The following is a 20,385-nucleotide window of genomic DNA, read 5'->3' on the forward strand; positions in this document are numbered from 1 at the left end:
ATTTGTCTGCTTCAATAGAAATATTTGCAGAAGATTGGATGATCACCGCGGGAATGATTGGATTAACACGATTATTTGATCGTACTGATATAAGTATGACTCCTTTAGAAGAAGATGTACCTAATATAATGACTTCTTATAGTATTCATTTGACTGAAAAACATATAGAACTTTTCTCTGCACGATATATCGAATGGTGGATCAAAGAATCTAGTGTTGTTCGCCGAGATGTCGGTAGAATGGAATGGTCAAAAAAGAAAGCTAATGGTGCATATAACAAAATTATAACGTCTCAAGCAAGCGATCCCAATCAGCTAATAGATGCTCAACTTCTGAAAGATCAAAATAAAGTGATCAAAGAGTGTGCAAAAGCGATTCGCAAAATCATGAATGATCAGTATAAAAAAGTAGAAAAATATTTTCCAAATACAGATGAATGTAACCAGTTAGCGCAAGTGATTGAACAATTAAATCAAGTTGAAGATTACCAAGATGCAGAGCAGATCGAAGTTAGTGTACTCGAATATGAGCGCATCATGGCTACCACTTTCATAGAAGAGAAGTTAACTCTTAATTATGTGAAAGCTGTTATTTTGGGTATATTTTTTGGTCAAGCTTCGATATTACAGCCGTCTTTCAATGCAAAATCCAAAGAAGAACATATTCAGCAGTTAAATAAAGACTTTGCTGATCCTGCACTACGAGATTTGCAGTTATATGAACGTCTTCATCAGGAACAAGAAGATGGATCAACTGTAGAATCAACTATTCCTGCCTTGCTTCAAAAATATAGTGATACGCATAAGCCTTATAAAGATTGGTTACGTGCTGTCAAAAAATTAAATAGTCGTCAAGATATTTTGCAATATTTTGATCAACATATATCTAAATGTTCCATTATAGAGGGTGTACCTGCTACACAATCTTATGAAGAACTTACATTTTCTCCTCTAGCACTTTCTAAAAAGAAAGCTGTTAATTTTTATTGGGAATTTGATAAAAAGAATCCTATTCCTATCAGTGCAATTGCTCGGCTACTGTTATTCTGCGTACCTATTGGTATGGTTGATTATAATCGACGTTTGGGGAATGAACATACTGAAGTCAATAAGCGCTTTTTCGGCATAGTTATGGATAATATTAATTTTAAAGGATTAGTAAAATTAAATAATATTTATCGCTTACAACGAAAAAGAACAAATTCTTGGAGTGAATCTATTATTGGTTTACTGGGAGAAATGAAACATAAAGCCGAAAATATAAAGTCTAAAAATTCATATTTATTCGTGGAATTTCATTCTGAATATCAAATGAAAAAAACATTGCTAGATTACTATCATATGCCTGCTTATATAGCTACATATCTGGCTGATTCAGGATACAAATTGAAAGATATTAGTGACAATCGTATTCGAGATTTGTATTTACGCAAAATTCTGCAAGGGCATGATCCCAAAAGGCATATCTATGAATTGTTGCGTCAAATGATTCGAGCTAATTTTTATGAAAAAGAATTGTTATCTAAAAGTGCACACATTGCTATTAATGCAAGGTACCATCTTTCACTTGCCAAAAAGGGGGAACTTCAATTGAGTGTACATGATAGCCAGATTAATGAGATCTATGAAGAAGGGGTCAAGCTTCGAAGACGGTTTGTATTTAGTCGCCCATTCGAATCTAATGCTACAAATACAGAACAAAGTGATTATAGAGCTAGTGGACGTAAAAAGCTTGAAGGTATTGTATATCGTCTTTTGAATGCTGTGAATGCAGGGGATAAGCAATCTTTTTTAGATACTACTTTCCGTATTTACTTATCGGCTAATACTACAGGAGCTCGTAGAAATGCAAATGGTACCAGTTCCCCACCTTTAGGCATTCCAAGAATCTTTGTCGATATTTTTCAAGAAGAAAAATTAGATTTTGAGACGATTGCTAATACCTTTATTGCCGCTTTATTGGGTAGTGAAAAAAGAAAAATAGACAAAACTAAAGATACATCAGAACATATGCGAGATGATGAACTAGAACAGAATTTTGCGCATACAGAAGGAGAGGTAGAAAATTAATGAGTAGAGCCCTCACATTTACGGTTATTTTCCGCGCAAATTCTCTTAATTATGGAGAAGGTATCGCTAATATTTCTGAACTAAAAAAGATTCATCGTGGTAACGGAGAAGTGTTAACATTCGCTTCGCGTCAAAGCATTCGCTACGATATTGTACGATTGGGAAACGAGTGGTTTGATTGGAATCTGAATACAGTAGATAAAGCTAAAGGAACTGTTCAATTTAAAGACAATATCACTATCGAAGACTCAGTGGAGATGGACTTATTTGGTTATTTGAAAACAGGTAATCCATCATTGAAGCGTCCAGCTACCGTTCGTTTATCTCATGCGATCTCTCTAGAGCCTTATCGCTTTGATATGGAGTTATTAACAAACATGGGTATGGCAGAGCGTATTCAGGAGACAGCTAATTTAGCGAATATTGAACAACACGAAAGTTTTTATACGTATACAGTCACGATTGATCTGGATCATATTGGTATAGACCATCAACCCCGATCTAATACACATGTTGAAATTGAAGCTACTCAAAAGAGTGCTCGATTGCATCAATTGCTGGATGTTCTTAAATTACTTAATCGCAATATTCGAGGTCGTCAAGAGACACTAGCCCCGCTGTTCATTATTGGTGGTATGTATCCTGTAGCAAATCCATTTTTCTTAGGGCGAGTCGCATTGAAGCCTCATAATAAATTATGGAATATTGAGACGAAGATGTTATCTGAGGTCGGTTCAAGCACATTTAAAGGGGAAACGATGCGTGATTCGACCCATATTGGTTATGTATCGGGCATTTTCCGTAATGAGAGTGAGTTGAAAAATGTAACATCCGAAGATCGAATAGGAACAGTAGAACAATTTTTTGAGTCGATCAAACAAGAAATCAAAGTTTATTTTGAGGATCGTTCGTAATGAAAGTGTTACGTCTCAAATTGTATCAACAGACCGCTTGTTACAAAAAACCATTTGCTTTTAAAGTAGCAGAAACGTATCCACTACCACCACATTCAACTGTAAAAGGAATGCTTCATGCGGTGTTGGAAGCTACAGCATTTGTACCTATGCAGATCAGTATTCAAGGAGATTATGATACGTTGATTCATGATTATCAGACGCATTACTTCTTTAAAGAAAGTGATACATCTGACTTTGTTTTAACAACAGATGGTTTGGGGTTTAAGCGCAATCTAGAAGACCTTTCAACAATGCCGATTTATACACATATGTTGTATGATGTGAACTTACTTATTCATGTACAAGCAGAACCTGATGTATTGGATCAGCTTGAAGATCGAATTAATAACAATTCTATGCATTTGAGTCTAGGACGTTGGGAAGATCTAGTACAGCTTAAAGAACCTTGTGAACAGGTAGAATTAGTACAGGCTACAGAAGATTTGACACTTACTTATAATGCCTATGTGCCTAAAGACTTCCTCGAATTAGATCAATATGGTTGTTATCCTTATCGCTTGAATTGGAAATATGAAATTGTTAATGGAGTCAGAGTATGGGAAAAGTTTAGGGTGGGTTATATTCAAGCTGGGGAAGCTATTGGATATCATGATTATCCCTATATGGTAGATACCGATCATGGTAAAAAGTATGGTGTATTTTTTCCAACAGTAGATTAGTATAACGTGCTGAAATATAAAGTAAATAAGATGAAATAAAAGGGACTTTGATATTGATCAAGTTCCTTTTATTGTATGTCAAAGGAGAACAAATCTATGCCATCTTCTTTTCTAGCCAAATCAGAGCCAGCAGAAACGATCCAACAACATACACAAGCATTAGAAGAACGTTATGAGCAATTATATAATTATTGCAAAGATAAGATATTACAAATGAGTTCAAGAGACTGGGAACTATTAAAATGGGCTGTCTCATATCATGATGTGGGAAAATATGATAATCATTTTCAAAGCATGTTAAAACAGAATTCTACTAATTCATCCAAGCGTATAAGAATTATTCAGCACAATTTTCTATCAGTATTGGCAATACCTGCAGGCTCTCTCAAATTAACTTTATCGGAACAATTAATTTTGTATCAAGCCGTTGCTTATCATCATGAACGTAATCGTGCAGAAACACCGGCTGAGGTTGCACAAATCTATCAAAGTTCTATTCTGCCTCATAAAGAGCAGATTGAGCAAGAATTAGGCATTGTTTTGGAAGCAGAAGTGTTACCTTCCTCGATCAGTAAAGTATTACCTAGTATGAGAATTAGTCATGATAAGAAGCCAGAACTCTATTCATCTTATCTTCTAATTAAAGGATTTCTACATCGGTTAGATCATGCTGCTTCTGCTCATGTACCTGTTGAACTCGATATTCCGATTCAGGTTGGAACATATGCACAACATTATATTGTAGAGCGGCTTAAATCAAAATTGAGAATGTTTCAGCAATTTGCATTAGATCATCAACAGGATCATGTCATTATGATTGCTCCTACTGGCGAAGGGAAAACAGAAGCAGGATTGATCTGGGCTGGAAATAGTAAAACCTTTTTTACGCTTCCTTTACGAGTAAGCCTAAATGCTATGTATAAACGTATTGTAGGAGAGCATGGAATTCATTTTAGCTATAAGTCTATAGATAATCATGAAGATCACTGGGGAGAGCAAGCTGTAGGATTACTTCATTCTACAAGTATGGAATATTTAATTCGCTTGGATCAAGAAGAACAATCTAACAACGGAGATCAGCAACAAGAGATTGATTATGCTCTTATGGATAAAGTAATTACACAATCAAAGCAATATGCAAATAAGTTGATTATTTCAACCATTGATCAGATCCTTCAATTTCCAATGTATTATTTGGGCTATGAGAAGGAATATTCTGTATTTGCATACTCGAAATTGATTATAGATGAATTACAACTTTATGACCCTCGACTAGCTGCTCTAATTATTCGTGCACTTGTAATGATTGATGAGATCGGTGGATCATTTATGATAATGACAGCTACATTGCCTAGCTTCTATTACGATGAATTAACCAAAAGGTTAAATGGTTCTTCCAAGCGCAATATTGCCTATAGCGGACATGATTTTATAGAGGATACTCTCCAACGTCATTACCTTAAATTACATGATGATCCTATTGCAGACGAAAAGGTTATTGCTGAGATCATTCATAAAGGTCAACAAGGTAAAGTTTTAGTTATCTGTAATACGATTGCTAAAGCAACTGAAATATATGAGAAGATCATCAATAATAGACATCAAGTAAATCCCACAAATACAGAATCATTATCTATACATTGCCAGTTGTTACATTCTAAATTTACTCAGCGAGATCGAGCATTCAAAGAGGATTGTATTCTTAAATTTGCTGGTACACTATCAAATGTATCTATAATAGTTGAATCTGAATATAATAATTTCGAGGTGTCTTCTTCTCATGGGATATGGGTAACTACTCAATTGGTAGAAGCGAGTTTGGATATTGATTTTGATCATCTGTATAGTGAAATGTCTTCATTAGATAGTCAATTTCAAAGATATGGACGTTGCAATCGTAAAGGTCAAAAGTCGATTACTGATTATAATATTCATATCTATACAGGAGATGTAAGTGGAGTAAAGTATGTCTATGATGAAGAAATCTATGAATATAGTGTAGATTTACTTCGAGCTTATGATGGACAAGTTCTTTTAGAATCTCAAAAGCAACAGATGATTGAAAATTTATATAGTCAGCATTCAGAACGGAACTTCAATTTTAGAAAAAAGTTTGCAGATTCTCTTTATGAATTGGAAAATCTAACAATGTATAATACTACATCTAAGCTTGCCAAAGCCTTATTCCGTGATATTCAAACAGTACAAGTTGTACCTAAACAATATAAAAATGATCCAGAATTTAAAAAATTACTTCAAACTTGGCGGAAAGCGAATCGTAAAAAAGAAATAGCTCAACGTCAATTAGCACGGATTCAACTTGAAGAATACTCAGTAAATATCAATCGTTATACAATTGATCGACAAGTGTTGTCTAAATCTATAATTATTCCTGACCTGTATTATGTCGATGCTCCATACGATAATCAAAAAGGATTAAGATTAAATGAAAGATCCCCTTATAGGCAATAATTTTGACCTTTATTGCTAAAGCGATTAAAAAAGAAGTGATTGGTGAAGATCGTTCATTTGATCGGCTCTTTTTGTGATAGTGTAGAATAGTATAGGTGAGAACAATTTACTTTTATTTTGCAGTGATCGATTTTTTTGTCGAATCGGCTGTAAGCCAGACAGGGAAAGGGACTTGAGCGTTTTTAAACAACTGTCTATTTTCCTCATTGGAGGTTTAATGCAAAATCAAATTTGAAGTTGATTGAAAGTGTTGATGTAGCAAGGGTTTTGCAGTGTGAAAATCCGGGGTTTTATATGCACGTAGTGGGATTTAAAGTTCTGTTGCATGATGGTAGCAAGCTCACGCACCAGGATGTTTTATATGCACGTAGTGGGATTTAAAGCAAGCACATAACCCGGTTAGAAGCCAGTCCAACGTAGTTTTATATGCACGTAGTGGGATTTAAAGTCACATCCTGTATGACTGGGTAGTCTGGACGATCTGTTGGTTTTATATGCACGTAGTGGGATTTAAAGTCACATCCTGTATGACTGGGTAGTCTGGACGATCTGTTGGTTTTATATGCACGTAGTGGGATTTAAAGATAGCCCAAAAATAAGTAAACGTCAGTGCATTAAGAATCCAAAAGATGACCTGATAAAAGAAAAATAAGCGATTCCCTTTTTATCAGGTAATCGCTTATTTCATATGGTTAATCTATTTTTCTAAACCCTAGTCACAACCTGATCCACCAACCCATAAGCCACCGCTTCTTCAGCCGTTAGAAAATAATCCCGATCACAATCTTGCGCAACCTTTTCCAAAGATTGACCGGTACGATCTGCGATGATTTCATTCAACTTGGCTCGACTGCGAAGCAAGCGGTCGGCATAGAGAATCACATCTGAAGCCTGACCTTTAGCACCACCAAGAGGTTGATGAATCATAATTTCACTATTAGGTAAAGCCATCCGCTTTCCAAGCGTACCACCCACGAGTAGAATTGCACCAAAGCTTGCCGCCATACCTGTACAGATCGTCGACACATCTGGTTTGATAAATTGCATCGTGTCATAGATAGCGAAGCCAGCCGATACCGAACCACCGGGGCAATTGATATACATCTGAATATCTTTTTGCTCGTCTTCGGCTGCTAGATGAAGCAGTTGAGCTACAATAATATTTGCCATCTGATCTTCCACTTCGCCAGACACCATAATGATCCGATCTTTCAGTAATCGAGAATAAATATCGTAACTACGTTCACCACGATCTGTTTGTTCCACCACATAAGGGATAGTTGTCATCTGAAGCACTCCTTGTTAAGCAGCCGCTATACGCATCTCAGAAGAAGAGGATGAATAGAACTGCTTGTGATACGGCAAAAAGGGCTGCATTGTATTAGAGACTGCTGCCGATGTTGAATGCTTAGCACAAGCCCATTGGGTATCGATAGCTATAGCTTGAACATCCTGACTGGACGTATTCATGCGCATCACCGTCAACTGCACGATTCTGGAAGCATCACCTGCATGAAGGGCTTGTACGTATTGATGTAAGAGCACCAGCGTATCCCTATCTTCGGCGAGCGAAGTGTATTCGTCTAAGGTGTCAGCTTTTTGATTCAGAATTGTTCTTGCCCGATACAGAGCTGCTTTGACAGCACCTTCAGTCGTCTCTAACATCTGCGCCGTATCTGCCGCTGAATAACCAAATAAATCTCGTAACATAAAAATCGCTTGTTGCCACGGAGATAACTGATTCATTAATTGTTGTATCGCGAGTTCAATATCTTGCGGACAGGATTCTGCTATATCGTGTACCGTTAGCTGATGTTGCTGAATATAATCGTCCACATAACGTTTTCTACGCATGATATCGATCCATGTGTTACGAGCCGTGCGAATCGTATAGGCTTCTGATTGTGCTATAGATAATCCTTTGCACTGAGCAGATAGAATTTTGAGACAGGTTTCTTGCATAAGGTCTTCAGCATCTGCAATATGATGGGTTAATGACAGACAGTATTTATACAGGGATGGAAGTTGCTCTTTCCAATACGCTGTCGTCTGATCTGTAGAATGTGTTGAACATAAAGTAAGATCTTGCTTGTGTAAAAGCGTCATCTATGGGGCGCCCCCTTTGTGATCAGAAATGCTTTGACTACAACGTTGTATATTTTGTAAACGAATAAGGTGATTCAAAAGATACGCAATATGTATAACGATAATTAAAATATGTACAAGTCTGGCTAAGAGCATACCGTAATCTCTTATTTTTTTAAAGGTTAACTCTAACGATTTATACTAAACCTATGCTAGTATAGTAAAGACGACATCAGATCGTAATGGGCGGCTAACGAGCGAATAGGAGTGAACATAGATGACACCGAGGAAAATACATATTATAGGCGCCCATGCAAGTGGAAAAACCCATCTGGCACGTCGATTATCTCGCAGATTGGGTATTCCTCATTATGCACTGGAAAATTTAGTGTGGAATGGAACAGGGGAGAAGAAGCGCAGAAATATACCTGCCCTGCGAGAACAACTCTTGTTAGATATCGTCTCGCAAGACTCATGGATCGTCGAGGGGCAGGATTATGAATGGTTAACGTTTAGCTTTGCTATGGCAGAGCAGATCATTTTTTTGACTCCGTCTCCATTGGTGCGAGATGGACGAATGATTTTGCGTTTTATGCGTCAAAAAATAGGAACAGAAGTCGATCAAGATCGATTCTCATTCGGTACGTTAATGAATATGATTGAATGGAATCATCATTTTGAACGACATACGAAGAAAAATATTATCGAAGCATTAGAGCCTTATAAGCACAAACTCATCATAACCAAGTATGTTCAATAAAGTAGAGTTCATAATGAATAACTATACGGTTATTCGTATTTTTTCAAAACGACAACAGCATTATGACCACCAAAGCCGAACGAGTTGGATAATCCAATCTGGAGATCGGCTTTTCGTGCACCTTCAGGAACATAATCGAGATCACATTCTGCATCAGCTTGGTGCAAATTAATCGTCGGTGGAATGATCCCATTACGTAGCATTTGAACCAGTGCTATCGCTTCTGCACCGCCAGCCGCACCGAGCATATGCCCTAACATCGACTTATTAGCAGTCACCGGAATCTGATACGCCTGTTCTCCAAATAATTGCTTGATCGCATACGTCTCCGAGCGATCTCCAACGCCTGTACTGGTCGCATGGGCGCTGATCACATCGACTTGCTCTGGTGTGATGCCTGCATTGCGCAATGCGGATTTCATGGCTTGATGAGCTCCACGACCTTCAGGATGAGTCGCTACCATATGATAAGCATCTGAACTGGCTCCATAGCCGATTACTTCAGCATAGATAGTCGCTTTTCTAGCGAGCGCATGAGATAAAGATTCCAGTACCACAATCCCAGCCCCTTCTGCCATTACAAAACCATCTCTGGATTGATCAAATGGACGACTGGCTGCGGTTGGGTCGTCATTACGTGTGGATAAAGCAGTTGCATTGCCGAAGCTAGCGAGAGCGACTTCATTGATCGCTGCTTCTGCACCACCTGCCAGAATCACATCGGCATCTCCATAAGCAATCATTCGCATCGCTTCGCCAATAGCGGTATTACCGATCGAACAAGCCGTAACAGGTGAAAGCGTCGGTCCCCATGTGCCAAGCCGAATACTAATCATCGCGGCCGCACTGTTAGCGATCATCATCGGAACCAGTGTAGGACTTACCCGTTCAGGTCCTCGATCTAATAAAATATGATCTTGATCCAACAACGATTGAATTCCACCTGTACCTGAACCGACATAGACACCGATTCGTTCACGATCACTTTCTTCGATATTTAAGCCCGCATGAGATACAGCTTGCTCAGCCGCAGCGATTGCAAATTGAACAAAGCGATCCATCCGTCTAGCTTCTTTTCGTCCAAATAAAGCATCCCCATCAAAATCACGCACCACACCTGCAATTTTGGCTTTGTGCCGTGACGTATCAAACGCATCAATCATACTAATACCCGATTGACCTTTCACCAAATTATCCCAAAATGTATTTATATCATTCCCTAACGGAGAAACAATCCCCATCCCTGTAATCACAACTCGTTCCATCCTTTTTTATCCTCCTAAGCGTTTGGGTTTGGCAGTATAAACGCGACCTCTACACTGTTATTCTGGCATGCAAAATATCCTATTACAAGTTACCGTTTATCCTAGTATAATAAGTAACAGGTTACTGCATACTTTTTAAACCTATCAATCCAATAACAAAATCATAGAACACTGATATGTAATGAAACGAGCATTAAAATCATATTCACTCTAAGGAGGGTATACAGTGAATCAACAGCATCGGTTACAAGCCCTATCTTCTTTTCTCAAAGCTCAGCGGGCGAAGATTTTACCTCAACAAGTGGGGTTAATTGTTGGCATTAGACGACGCACTCCGGGATTACGACGGGAAGAAGTCGCTCAATTAGCAGGTGTCAGTACAACATGGTATACATGGTTAGAGCAGGGCAGAGATATTCAAGTATCTGCTTCTGTATTGGAAAATATAGCATCAGCCTTTTTGCTAACACCGGATGAACGGAAATACTTATTTTCATTAGCGCTGGATAAAAGTGCATCGATCGTTCCTTTGTCCGAAGAACTTCCTTCTATTACACCTGCGCTATACAAAATCTTACAACAGCTACAATACTGTCCTACGATTATTTCTGATCGACATTGTCATATTGTTGGATGGAATGATGCCGCCAAACATGTGTTTCTCGATTTTGAAAGTATTCCTGAACCGGGGCGCAATATGATTCGTTTGTTATTTTCACGTAAAGAGTTTCGCCGTTTAGCGGTAAATTGGGATGACTTTGTAGGCGGATTTTTGGCGATTTTCCGTGCTTATTATGGTCAATATGTAGATGATGAGTGGTATGAGCAATTCATTGCAGAGATGAGTGAATTGTATCCTGATTTTTATCATTTATGGGAGCAAAGTAAAGTCAGTTCGGCACCTGAAGTTGTGATCGAATTCCGACATGCCAAAGCCGGTAAAATGCTGTTCGATCTTACCTCATTACAAGTACAAGGCAATACCGATCTACGGTGTAGTATTTATACGCCTTTAGAAGATTCAGCTACAGAAGTGAAGCTTAGAGCTTTAATGGAACGTAGCAAAGAAATAGGATTAGAGCTGTAAACACCTTTTGTAATTTTCCAGTCTCTATACTATAATTTCCATATATCCCATAGACAGATATACGGATAGAAAGAAGTGAAAAGAGGTGCTGTATTGTTAGAATATTATCCTTTAATCTGTTCATCCTTGATCGTTATTTTGTTGATTTTCCGTTCAGTATATCATCGATTCCAGAAGTATAATCGTGAAAATACAGGCTTATCCTTTCTAAGTGTTCTGGTCTTAATCCTATTTCTATCTATGGATGGACATGCTCCTTGGGAAAAAGATACAGCGTATATATTAATTATTATTAGTTCCTGTCTTTTTGTGCGATTTTTGAATTATTGGGTGGTTCAACGGAAGTGGACGGACTAATCATAGGGATTCTTTAATAACCTGATGTGACGGTGAATACCGGAGAACATCTTATAATGTAAGACAACAACATATAACGAAAGAAGGAGCAACGGATGAACTCTCTACAAGGGCAAGAACATGAACGGGACGTTGCCTATGCCGCTTTACAAAAAAAGATTATCCGAGTGTAGTGAGCAGGATGCTTTACAGTTAATGCGTAGCTTCGATCGTCAGATCACTTTCTGGCATAAGCAAAAGTCGAATATCCAAGAAGCCCGTTCTTTTTGGAAAACACCTTATCCTTATGTGGGCATTGGTGTAGGTATTATAGTGCCGGTCAGTGGATTTATGCTATTGATGTTATTGCCTTGATCGAAATATAGCTAGCTAGTAGCGCTTGGCACGATGAACGCAACCATGATAATGAGAAATGATGGTTACAACACAAAATACCTTATTTCAAAGGAAGATGACTTTATGAATTCGATGCCTAAAGCATTTCAAGGCGATTATATTCCATCCTTACTGGATAAGCATCAGATGTCTGTATTAGCACCATATTTACAGGCTACTCAGCGTTCTGTACTTCAATTAGAACGTGGACAGCATGGAAGTCAGCAAGTGGGAGTATCGCGTATAGGCGGTTATCCTGATCTACCTGCGTATATCCAGTGGCCTTGCACTAAAGGTGGACAATATATGACTTCACTGGCTCAATTGAATTTGTCACAGATCGTTAGCGAAGTGGGTGAAGATCGGTTGCCTGATTATTTTCCGCGTCAGGGAATGCTTTATTTTTTTGTGGGATTAGATGAACCCTCTTACCAGATTGAGCATCAGATTCTGTATATGTCGGAGCAAGATATGGGATCACTATACTATCGTGAACCAGCAGGGACGACAATATTGGAAGAAGATGAAGAACAACCGTTTCAAGCGTATGAAGTTCATGCTCAAGGCAAAATAGAATTTCCGAATTACGGATATTTAGAATATGATGCCTTAGCAGATCATGGTGTGTCTGAGGAACAGTATCTGGAGTGGATCGAAGGGTTGAATAATGAACCCGATGATGCAATTGGGAAAATGTTTGGTTATCCTGTATCACAACATGGAGACGATGAGATTGAAGCCATCACTTCGATACTGACAGGCAAGCATACATATGAAATACAGAAGCGCCGGGCATGGCTGGTTGATGTTTTGGAAGGCGATGAACAGAAAGCAGATCAAGAGATTGAAGATATGCTGATGTTATTGGAGATCGAAAGCGATGATGATATCGGTTATATGTGGTGGGATGCCGGAGTCATTCATTTTTTTATCCGCAAAGAAGATTTGCTTCAGTTGAACTTTAAACGAACGTATTGTTCTGTCTATTCTAGCTAAAGAAGCTGTGGGCGCTACTTTATATTATATTAGACATATTCAAATAGACTATCCCGTTCCTGAGTGTTTCTGAGGAAAAGGATAGTCTATTGAGGTTCAATCGTTATTTAATCGAATTGATTATGGGTTTGCTTTTTGTTGATCGGATAAGGAGATTGAACTGTTATTGCTTGAAAAACATGCAATTTCCCATTTTCCACTTGTCTCATTCGTGGGCCTTTGAAGCCACGTTTGACCAGTTGCTTACGCATATACAGCATTAATGCCCAATGACTCACGACAAGGATATGTTCTTCCTCTGAAGATAAAATCACATCTAGTGCACGATTGATACGTGCTTCGACTTCTCGAATCATTTTACGATATCTACGGCTTAGTAAAGGAGCCATTTTGAAAAGAACGCCCCATCCGATAAACGGAATACGTATATTCGTATTGAAGCTTGGAGGTGTGAGTTCACGCAACTCAGGCATTACTGTAATTTCGCCATCATAAATCGAACGTGCCGTTTTGATCGCACGCGGGAGATCGCTGGCAAAGCATTTTCCCCAATTAAATCCGCGCAAGTCTGTTGTACCATCATGGATATCCGCAATATCATATTCTTCAAGCCAAGCAATCAGTTCACTGACTGTGACAAACTGGCGAAGAGGAAATTCTTTATTTACTTTAAAATGGCGGACAAGTCCGATTGTCTTCGTCATGAGTCGTGTATAATTCCTCCAGAATAGTATGGTCTTTCTGTACCTGAACAAAAAATAAGTAGATAATTTTAGTTTAACATAGTCACGCAAGGACAGGGACGATATTCATTATTTATTTTAAAATAAAAGTACTGCCTTGCCAAATGACGTTTTGAAACCTGACACGTAATCGTGTATATTTAGTCATAAGCTTATAAATGAAGATTATGTTTGGTGATGAAAGGAAGAATACAATGAGTCAATGGGAATACCGTACAGTCAAATTACACACCGGAGGTTTCCTCGGTGGCAAAGTAGATGATGTCGAATTACAAGAGCAATTGAACGCCTATGGTTTTGATGGATGGGAGCTTGTATCGACATTTGATACCAGTCTGTCACAAGGTGGTTCACGAGAAATTATTTTGATTTTCAAAAGAAGTGCATTGCTTGATTAAGCCTGTAATTACATCTGTATTATGTACGTACAGATGTATACCTTTTTTTGGAAATGTTAATCGTTACCTTTAATATCGGTTAATACATATTATATTTGAGGTGAATCATGCTGCGAAATTAGGTATGCAGCATCAGCAACGGTATACTTTAATGAATGACGATGATGATAAGCACAAGGAAAGGCTCATCGAATAGGAGGAAACAACAATGATCGGAACATGGCTTGAAGAAATTAAATCCATATTACGACCAGAATTGAATAGTCTCGAAGAAGCGCTCAAAGCTTCTGCTGGAGATGAAGAAATAGAGCAAGCTGAAGCTACAATTGGTGTCTCTTTCACTGATGATCTGAAAGAACTGTATCACATACACAATGGCGAGTCTCGTAGTGGACCGGGGTTCTTTTTTGGCTTGCAATTTTTGAGTCTGGAAGAGATGGTTAGCGAATGGAAAATATGGTCAGAGCTTGAACCAGAGTACCAGACGATGGGAGATCATTATTCGATTCCATCAGGTTGGATCAAAGAGCAATATATCAATCGTCACTGGATTCCTTTTTGTCATGATGGAGGGGGGAATCATCTAGGGATTGATTTGTCTCCTGCTGAACATGGAGTCGTTGGACAGGTAATTAATTTCGGACGTGATGAAGAAATGAAATATGTGATTGCACGTAGTCTGGGCGAATTTATTCATTTTATGCGTGATACGGTTCGTCACGGAAATTATACGATTGAAGAAGATGATGGATTCAAATATTGGATGTATGGCCGTAATGAACAATCACGTATGTTGAAAGATGCTCAGGCCTATGCGCTTGCTGATCTACCCAAAGCCCATACGCCAGCTAATGAATCAGAAATACCGTTAAAAGAATGGTTTGAGCAGTTGGATGATAGCTGGCGAGACCGAATTATCAACAAATCCAATACTGTGGAAGAGTTCGCTCGTGCTCATCAAATCTTTTTGATTCGTGAACAACTAACGGATATCACACCACTAGAACGTTGTCATGAAGTGCGTGAATTGATTCTAAGTGTCAATGATATTCAAGATATTCGTCCGCTTGCGAATTGCCGTGAACTCAAAAAGTTATATCTTGTTCGTAATCCGATTCGGGATCTGACTCCATTACGAGGATTACCTTATTTGCAAATTGTGAATCTCGAAGGAACATTGATTGAAGACTTGGACCCTTTAGCCACATTACCACATCTATGTAATCTAGATTGCACAGATACGCGTATTCAAGATTATACGCCTTTAGCCCAGATGAAGCAGTTGACTACCCTTGCTCTTTCATCACCGTCACGTCAAGCGGTTCAAGCGTTATCTTCGATCACAGGACTGCGGGAATTGAAAGTATGCTCTCCTGGAGAATGGACAGCGGAGGACTGGCAACATATTAGTGAGTCGTTGTCTTTACGCAAGCTTCATATCGAAGATGCTTATTTTGCTGATATGAGTTGTCTACAAGCTTGTGACCAATTGGAAATGCTGACCATTCATGATACACGTATCTCTGATATCTCAGCGATTGCCGATTTGCCTAATCTGAAGCAATTGGAACTGAACAGTGGATGCCAGATTAGCAATATTGAGACGGTTTCCAAATCGGTTTCACTTGAACAATTCAGCGGATCGTTTGCTCAATTTCAGTTGTTAAAAGATACATTCGCTCAATATGTGAAATTCCACAAAATTGTAGGCGAAATGACAGATGAAGAAGAAGAAATCTGGCATAGTCATATACGTTAATGCGCTATATTTTGAATATAATATAAATCACAAAAAACTCTGTATCGCTAAAAAGATACAGAGTTTTTTTATTTTTTAATATTTTTTACCTAAAATGATAAAAATGTAGTTGACTATCAAATTTTATTTTAGGTATAATTTACTAATAAATAACATATATTTGAAAAAGTAGTGATATTTTGAAAACGAAATTAGTAGGTATAACAGTATTACTTGTGACATTAGGCTTAGGTTGGGGAGGAGTAACCACCCATGCACAGACTCCAGCAATACATAAAGATTTGGGGGTAACTACACCTCTAGTGCAAAATGTTGCGCCAAACAATGGATTGAACAACTCTAAAGATTTCTTGACTATCTCAAAAAGTGAATTATCACAATCCATCACGTTGCCGTCGTCTGCTCGTTCATTCAGTGTAGTAGCTGACGATACGTATGGAACGAATACTACACCGGATCAAGCTTTGTTTATTCAGACAGGACAAGCCTATCAAGGTTACATTGCTGCTGAAGGAGAAAGTCGCTGGTTTTATACTCAAGTCACTAATCCAGCGAAACTGACTTCTTTTTTAAGTGTAGTTAATTCGGCTACGGTTGATTATGATCTTTCACTATATTATTTGAATGAAGAGACATCTGAGATCGAGCAGGTTGCTTTTTCTACCAAAGGTCCAACACAATATGAACAGCTTAGTCATATTGCCAAAGCAGGATATTATTTTATTAGAGTAAGTTCTTATCAAGGAGCAGATACCACTAATCCATTTACTGTATTTGCTGTCACTTCAGACAGTTATGATGCAAGCGAGCCTGATGATAATCCATGGTTAGCCAAAGATAAAGGATCAGCACCTTTTGTCAGCACACAGAATATTGATAATCGTTTTGACGAGGATTGGACAAAAGTCACTTTGACAGCTCAATCCAAAATGAACCTTCGTCTAGACAACACATCTGCTTATGGAACGTATCAATTACAGTTATTTAATGCGAATCTGGTGAGTCAAGGAACACTGGCACAGAATACCAACGGTCAAGTCACACTACCCGCAGGAACGTATTATATTCAAGTCTTAGCACCTTCTACATTTGATCTAACGACTCCATACAAATTATCTGTTAATTATCAGACAGCAGATGTATCCAGAGTTGCGATTAGTAATATTACAACAGATGGTGGTGTCTATGGATTTATTAATTATGGACAAGGTAATAAGTGGCGTGTCAAAAACAATATCGTGATCTCAGGTCGTGCTTTTGATGCTACAGGCAATCCGGTAGCGAACGCTATCGTAACGACTAATATCACTACAATTCTCAATGGCAAAGTGATTCCCGGAACAGCTACGACAGATGCTTCAGGTAACTTTACAATGCCAGTCAATATTGATAATCCAGGAGTAGGGCAATATACGTTCCAATCATCCAAATACAGACATTATTATGATATTGTCAGAATCCAATTTTTCAGCAACGGTAAGCCATTAAATTCAGACATTAGCACACTGTATCATTTCGCTTATGAAATCTACACAGGTTGACCATAATTTTAAAAATGATAGCATCTTGCGTAAAAAATGACATAACCGTTTTCAGAATCTATTGTAAATGAATGATAAATGCGATGTAACAACAGTGAAAAAGTAGAGAAACGATGAAAAAGAGAGAAAATAGGAGCCTGCGATAGATAACTTTTCAATAGTTATCTGAAAATGAAAGCTGTGATGATTCACAGCTTTTTTTGCGTCTTTTCTCAGCTTTACAGTTGACAAGGACAGGCGTATTATTCATTGCAGGCAGTTGATGAATACGATTCAGCAACTGATATAAATGAAGTTTCCAATGTTTTTGATCGCTGAGTTTTCGGTGCTAACCGAAAAACGGGGGAACCAAATTGCGATTTCACAAAACGGTGTGAGAGCCGGAATGTGAATCGTTGGGGTGAATCTGCATACTGACTAACCATGGTACAGTCAGACAATGCAGTAGGGCGACTCTCACCGCCCGAATCCGACAGCTAACCTCGTAAGCGTGGATAGGAGAGAAGTGTGAAGCTTGTGCCGATCTGACACAGTGTAATACGACTCTGTGTTTTTTGATATGTTAACAATGTCACAACGCTTAATTTTCATATGCATATGAAAAGCGGGGGAACCAATCGTTGATGAAGAGGACTGATAGGAAATGATCAGGATCTACACAACATGGGGTGAATTCCGGTATCTACCGGAACGGGCAATCTTCCAGCCCGAATCCGACAGCTAACTCCGTAAGCGTATAAGGGAGAACTCCTAACCAGCAACTCGGCAGGTACACGATAAGTGTGCGTGTTTGTAGAAGTCTGGGGAAAAGTTCTGCTTTTCTCCAGGCTTCTTTTTTTGTGCCTTTTTTAGCAAATCATAGTAACCAAAATGAATGCAGGGAGTTCTTCACATATGATGGATATATTAATGATTGGATTGGTTTTGTTGATTACTGTAGGGTTGAGCGGGTTGCTGCAATGGGCATCTGTAGCTATCGGAGAAAGAAGGAATGAGCGATGACTTGGCTGCTGTGGATTATTATTGGTGGATTAACCATTTATCTATGTTACGCATTAATTTATCCAGAAAAATTCTAATGGGTCAGGGGAGAACATCGTGAGTATCTTTTCATATATCGGAATTGCAGTCACTTTTATTATCGCTTTAATCATCGCTCGTCCAACCGGACATTATATTGCACATGCTTTTGACAATACACCCAATCGATTAGATCGTTGGTTTCATCCTATTGAAAAATGGATTTACAGGTTCGGTGGAATCAAAGGTGAAAATCAGACATGGAAGCAATATGCTGGAGCCGTATTGATCAGTAATACAGTCATCTTGCTTATCGCTTATGCGATCTTCCGTCTTCAACATGTATTACCTTTGAACCCAGCGGGCATTACGAATATGAGCCCTGATCTAGCGTTCAATACAGCGATTAGCTTTATGACGAATACCAATTTACAGCATTATAGTGGTGAAAGTGGTTTATCTTTATTTTCACAGATGACAGCAATTATCTTTATGATGTTTGTATCACCGGCAACAGGGATTGCGGTTGCAATTGCATTTATTAGAGGAATAACCGGTAAGCCTCTAGGTAATTTCTTTACGGATCTAGTACGAGCAATTACACGGATTTTGCTACCTCTTACTTTTATTATGGCGCTTGTGTTTGTTGGATTAGGTATGCCGCAGACGTTGCATACTGTAGTGACAGCTCAGACGTTACAAGGAACAGAGCAACAGATTGGTGTAGGTCCAATTGGATCATTTCTAGCGATCAAAGAATTAGGGAATAACGGTGGTGGTTATTTTGGAGCCAACTCTGCACATCCTTTTGAAAATCCAGGCGGATTCAGTAATATGTTGCAAATGCTGATGATGTTACTGGTTCCAATGTCATTACCATTTACGTACGGTAAAATGGTCGGCAACTCGAAGCAAGGCCGAGTATTATTCGTTTCGATGGTTATGATGTTTGTCGTGATGCTTAGTGTATCTCTTGCAAGTGAATATCAAGGAAATCCATTGATTAATCAATTAGGTATCCAGCACAATGCAGGATCGATGGAAGGTAAAGAAGTACGATTAGGCGAAGCTCAATCTTCGTTCTACTCTGTAGTTACTACCGCTTCAGAGACTGGTGCTGTCAATAACATGCATGATACGTTAACACCACTCGGTGGATTGATTGCATTAGGAAATATGATGCTAAATACAGTATTTGGCGGTTCAGGTGTAGGACTGTTGAATATTCTAATGTATGCCATTATTGCGGTGTTCTTATCCGGTCTTATGGTTGGACGCACACCTGAATTTCTCGGTCGCAAAATTGAAGGCAAAGAAATGAAATTGATTGCCGTCACATTACTTATTCAGCCTCTACTGGTCTTAGCGCCTACAGCGATTGCTTTAATGACGCAGGCAGATACGATTTCGAATCCGGGTTATCATGGACTGACTCAAGCGCTCTATGAATTTACATCATCAGCAGCGAATAACGGTTCAGGATTTGAAGGCTTGGGCGATAACACACCATTCTGGAATATCATGACAGGTGTTGTGATGTTTATCAGTCGTTACTTCTCAATGGTGACATTGTTAGCTGTTGCAGGCTCATTAATGGCGAAAAAACCTGTTCCAGAAACAAGCGGAACGTTACGAACAGATCAAGCGTTATTCGGCGGTATGTTTATTATTTCTGTTATTTTAGTCGGTGCGCTTACGTTTTTCCCGGTAGTTGTACTTGGACCTATTGCAGAAATGCTCACATTGTAAACAGCAACATCTTATCTTTTTCTATCAATATATAGTGCGTGTATACTACCAAACGCTAAGTGGAGGAACAATG

The 20,385-nt window shown here is 38.6% G+C and carries 17 protein-coding genes, 1 CRISPR repeat array and 2 riboswitches; of the genes, 13 read left to right on the plus strand and 4 right to left on the minus strand.

Features of this window, described 5'->3' with window-relative positions:
• Positions 1-2 precede the first annotated feature (2 nt).
• From PO903_RS15495 to cas3, 4 genes are all read left to right on the plus strand, one after another.
• On the plus strand, positions 3-2,069 hold the full coding sequence (locus PO903_RS15495) for a hypothetical protein (protein WP_273593865.1): 2,067 nt from the start codon (positions 3-5) through the stop codon (positions 2,067-2,069).
• A complete protein-coding gene (cas7i, locus tag PO903_RS15500; RefSeq protein WP_273593866.1) occupies positions 2,069-2,983 on the plus strand; it encodes a type I-B CRISPR-associated protein Cas7/Cst2/DevR in 915 nt (304 codons plus the stop codon). Before PO903_RS15495 ends, cas7i begins: the two co-directional genes overlap by 1 nt.
• A complete protein-coding gene (cas5b, locus tag PO903_RS15505; RefSeq protein ID WP_273593867.1) occupies positions 2,983-3,705 on the plus strand; it encodes a type I-B CRISPR-associated protein Cas5b in 723 nt (240 codons plus the stop codon). Before cas7i ends, cas5b begins: the two co-directional genes overlap by 1 nt.
• 96 nt (positions 3,706-3,801) lie before the next feature.
• The gene (gene cas3 / locus PO903_RS15510) at positions 3,802-6,177 is read left to right on the plus strand and encodes a CRISPR-associated helicase Cas3' (protein ID WP_273593868.1); all 2,376 of its coding nucleotides are present in this window, start codon (positions 3,802-3,804) and stop codon (positions 6,175-6,177) included.
• Positions 6,178-6,464: 287 nt separating this feature from the next.
• A CRISPR array of direct repeats spans positions 6,465-6,761; the repeat unit is 29 nt; unit sequence GTTTTATATGCACGTAGTGGGATTTAAAG.
• A gap of 121 nt (positions 6,762-6,882) precedes the next feature.
• Here cas3 and clpP read toward each other — a convergent pair.
• Both clpP and PO903_RS15520 read right to left on the minus strand, forming a co-directional pair.
• Complete coding sequence (clpP, locus tag PO903_RS15515) at positions 6,883-7,464, minus strand: ATP-dependent Clp endopeptidase proteolytic subunit ClpP (RefSeq protein ID WP_273593869.1); 582 nt, start codon at positions 7,462-7,464, stop codon at positions 6,883-6,885.
• 15 nt (positions 7,465-7,479) lie between these two features.
• A complete protein-coding gene (locus PO903_RS15520) occupies positions 7,480-8,283 on the minus strand; it encodes an RNA polymerase sigma factor (RefSeq protein ID WP_273593870.1) in 804 nt (267 codons plus the stop codon).
• A gap of 256 nt (positions 8,284-8,539) precedes the next feature.
• Between PO903_RS15520 and PO903_RS15525 the strand changes: the two genes are divergently transcribed.
• On the plus strand, positions 8,540-9,022 hold the full coding sequence (locus tag PO903_RS15525; RefSeq protein WP_137225016.1) for a P-loop NTPase family protein: 483 nt from the start codon (positions 8,540-8,542) through the stop codon (positions 9,020-9,022).
• A 29-nt stretch (positions 9,023-9,051) separates the two neighbouring features.
• On the opposite strand, the gene fabF is transcribed toward PO903_RS15525, so the two are convergent.
• Positions 9,052-10,287 carry a beta-ketoacyl-ACP synthase II gene (fabF, locus tag PO903_RS15530; protein ID WP_273593871.1) on the minus strand — a complete coding sequence of 412 codons (1,236 nt, stop codon included), beginning with the start codon at positions 10,285-10,287 and terminating at the stop codon, positions 9,052-9,054.
• A 226-nt stretch (positions 10,288-10,513) separates the two neighbouring features.
• Between fabF and PO903_RS15535 the strand changes: the two genes are divergently transcribed.
• The 3 genes from PO903_RS15535 (at position 10,514) to PO903_RS15545 (ending at position 13,102) form a co-directional block, all read left to right on the plus strand.
• Complete coding sequence (locus PO903_RS15535) at positions 10,514-11,374, plus strand: helix-turn-helix transcriptional regulator (protein ID WP_273593872.1); 861 nt, start codon at positions 10,514-10,516, stop codon at positions 11,372-11,374.
• A gap of 477 nt (positions 11,375-11,851) precedes the next feature.
• Positions 11,852-12,085, plus strand: a complete 234-nt coding sequence (locus tag PO903_RS15540) for a hypothetical protein (RefSeq protein ID WP_273593873.1) — start codon at positions 11,852-11,854, stop codon at positions 12,083-12,085.
• 105 nt (positions 12,086-12,190) lie between these two features.
• Complete coding sequence (locus PO903_RS15545; RefSeq protein ID WP_273593874.1) at positions 12,191-13,102, plus strand: YwqG family protein; 912 nt, start codon at positions 12,191-12,193, stop codon at positions 13,100-13,102.
• 107 nt (positions 13,103-13,209) lie between these two features.
• Here PO903_RS15545 and PO903_RS15550 read toward each other — a convergent pair whose 3' ends face one another.
• Positions 13,210-13,806, minus strand: a complete 597-nt coding sequence (locus PO903_RS15550) for a histidine phosphatase family protein (RefSeq protein ID WP_069328187.1) — start codon at positions 13,804-13,806, stop codon at positions 13,210-13,212.
• Between the two features lie 233 nt (positions 13,807-14,039).
• Here PO903_RS15550 and PO903_RS15555 point away from each other — a divergent pair, with 233 nt between their 5' ends.
• The 5 genes from PO903_RS15555 to kdpA all read left to right on the plus strand — a co-directional run bounded on the left by PO903_RS15555 (position 14,040) and on the right by kdpA (position 20,312).
• Positions 14,040-14,243, plus strand: a complete 204-nt coding sequence (locus tag PO903_RS15555) for a DUF4177 domain-containing protein (RefSeq protein WP_069328188.1) — start codon at positions 14,040-14,042, stop codon at positions 14,241-14,243.
• Positions 14,244-14,451: 208 nt separating this feature from the next.
• On the plus strand, positions 14,452-16,002 hold the full coding sequence (locus PO903_RS15560) for an SMI1/KNR4 family protein (RefSeq protein ID WP_273593875.1): 1,551 nt from the start codon (positions 14,452-14,454) through the stop codon (positions 16,000-16,002).
• A gap of 179 nt (positions 16,003-16,181) precedes the next feature.
• Entirely contained in the window at positions 16,182-17,543 is a 1,362-nt protein-coding gene (locus tag PO903_RS15565) for a carboxypeptidase regulatory-like domain-containing protein (RefSeq protein ID WP_273593876.1), read from the plus strand.
• Positions 17,544-17,845: 302 nt separating this feature from the next.
• Positions 17,846-18,049: riboswitch (cyclic di-AMP (ydaO/yuaA leader) on the plus strand.
• A gap of 61 nt (positions 18,050-18,110) precedes the next feature.
• A riboswitch (cyclic di-AMP (ydaO/yuaA leader) is annotated at positions 18,111-18,293 on the plus strand.
• Between the two features lie 248 nt (positions 18,294-18,541).
• Entirely contained in the window at positions 18,542-18,622 is an 81-nt protein-coding gene (kdpF, locus tag PO903_RS22300) for a K(+)-transporting ATPase subunit F (protein WP_083243537.1), read from the plus strand.
• 19 nt (positions 18,623-18,641) lie between these two features.
• Positions 18,642-20,312, plus strand: coding sequence for a potassium-transporting ATPase subunit KdpA (gene kdpA / locus PO903_RS15570; RefSeq protein WP_273593877.1), 1,671 nt, complete (start codon positions 18,642-18,644; stop codon positions 20,310-20,312).
• Positions 20,313-20,385: the final 73 nt, after the last annotated feature.

Origin of the sequence: Paenibacillus sp. PK4536 (genome assembly GCF_028594455.2) — a bacterium.
Lineage (GTDB): Bacteria > Bacillota > Bacilli > Paenibacillales > Paenibacillaceae > Saccharibacillus > Saccharibacillus nuruki.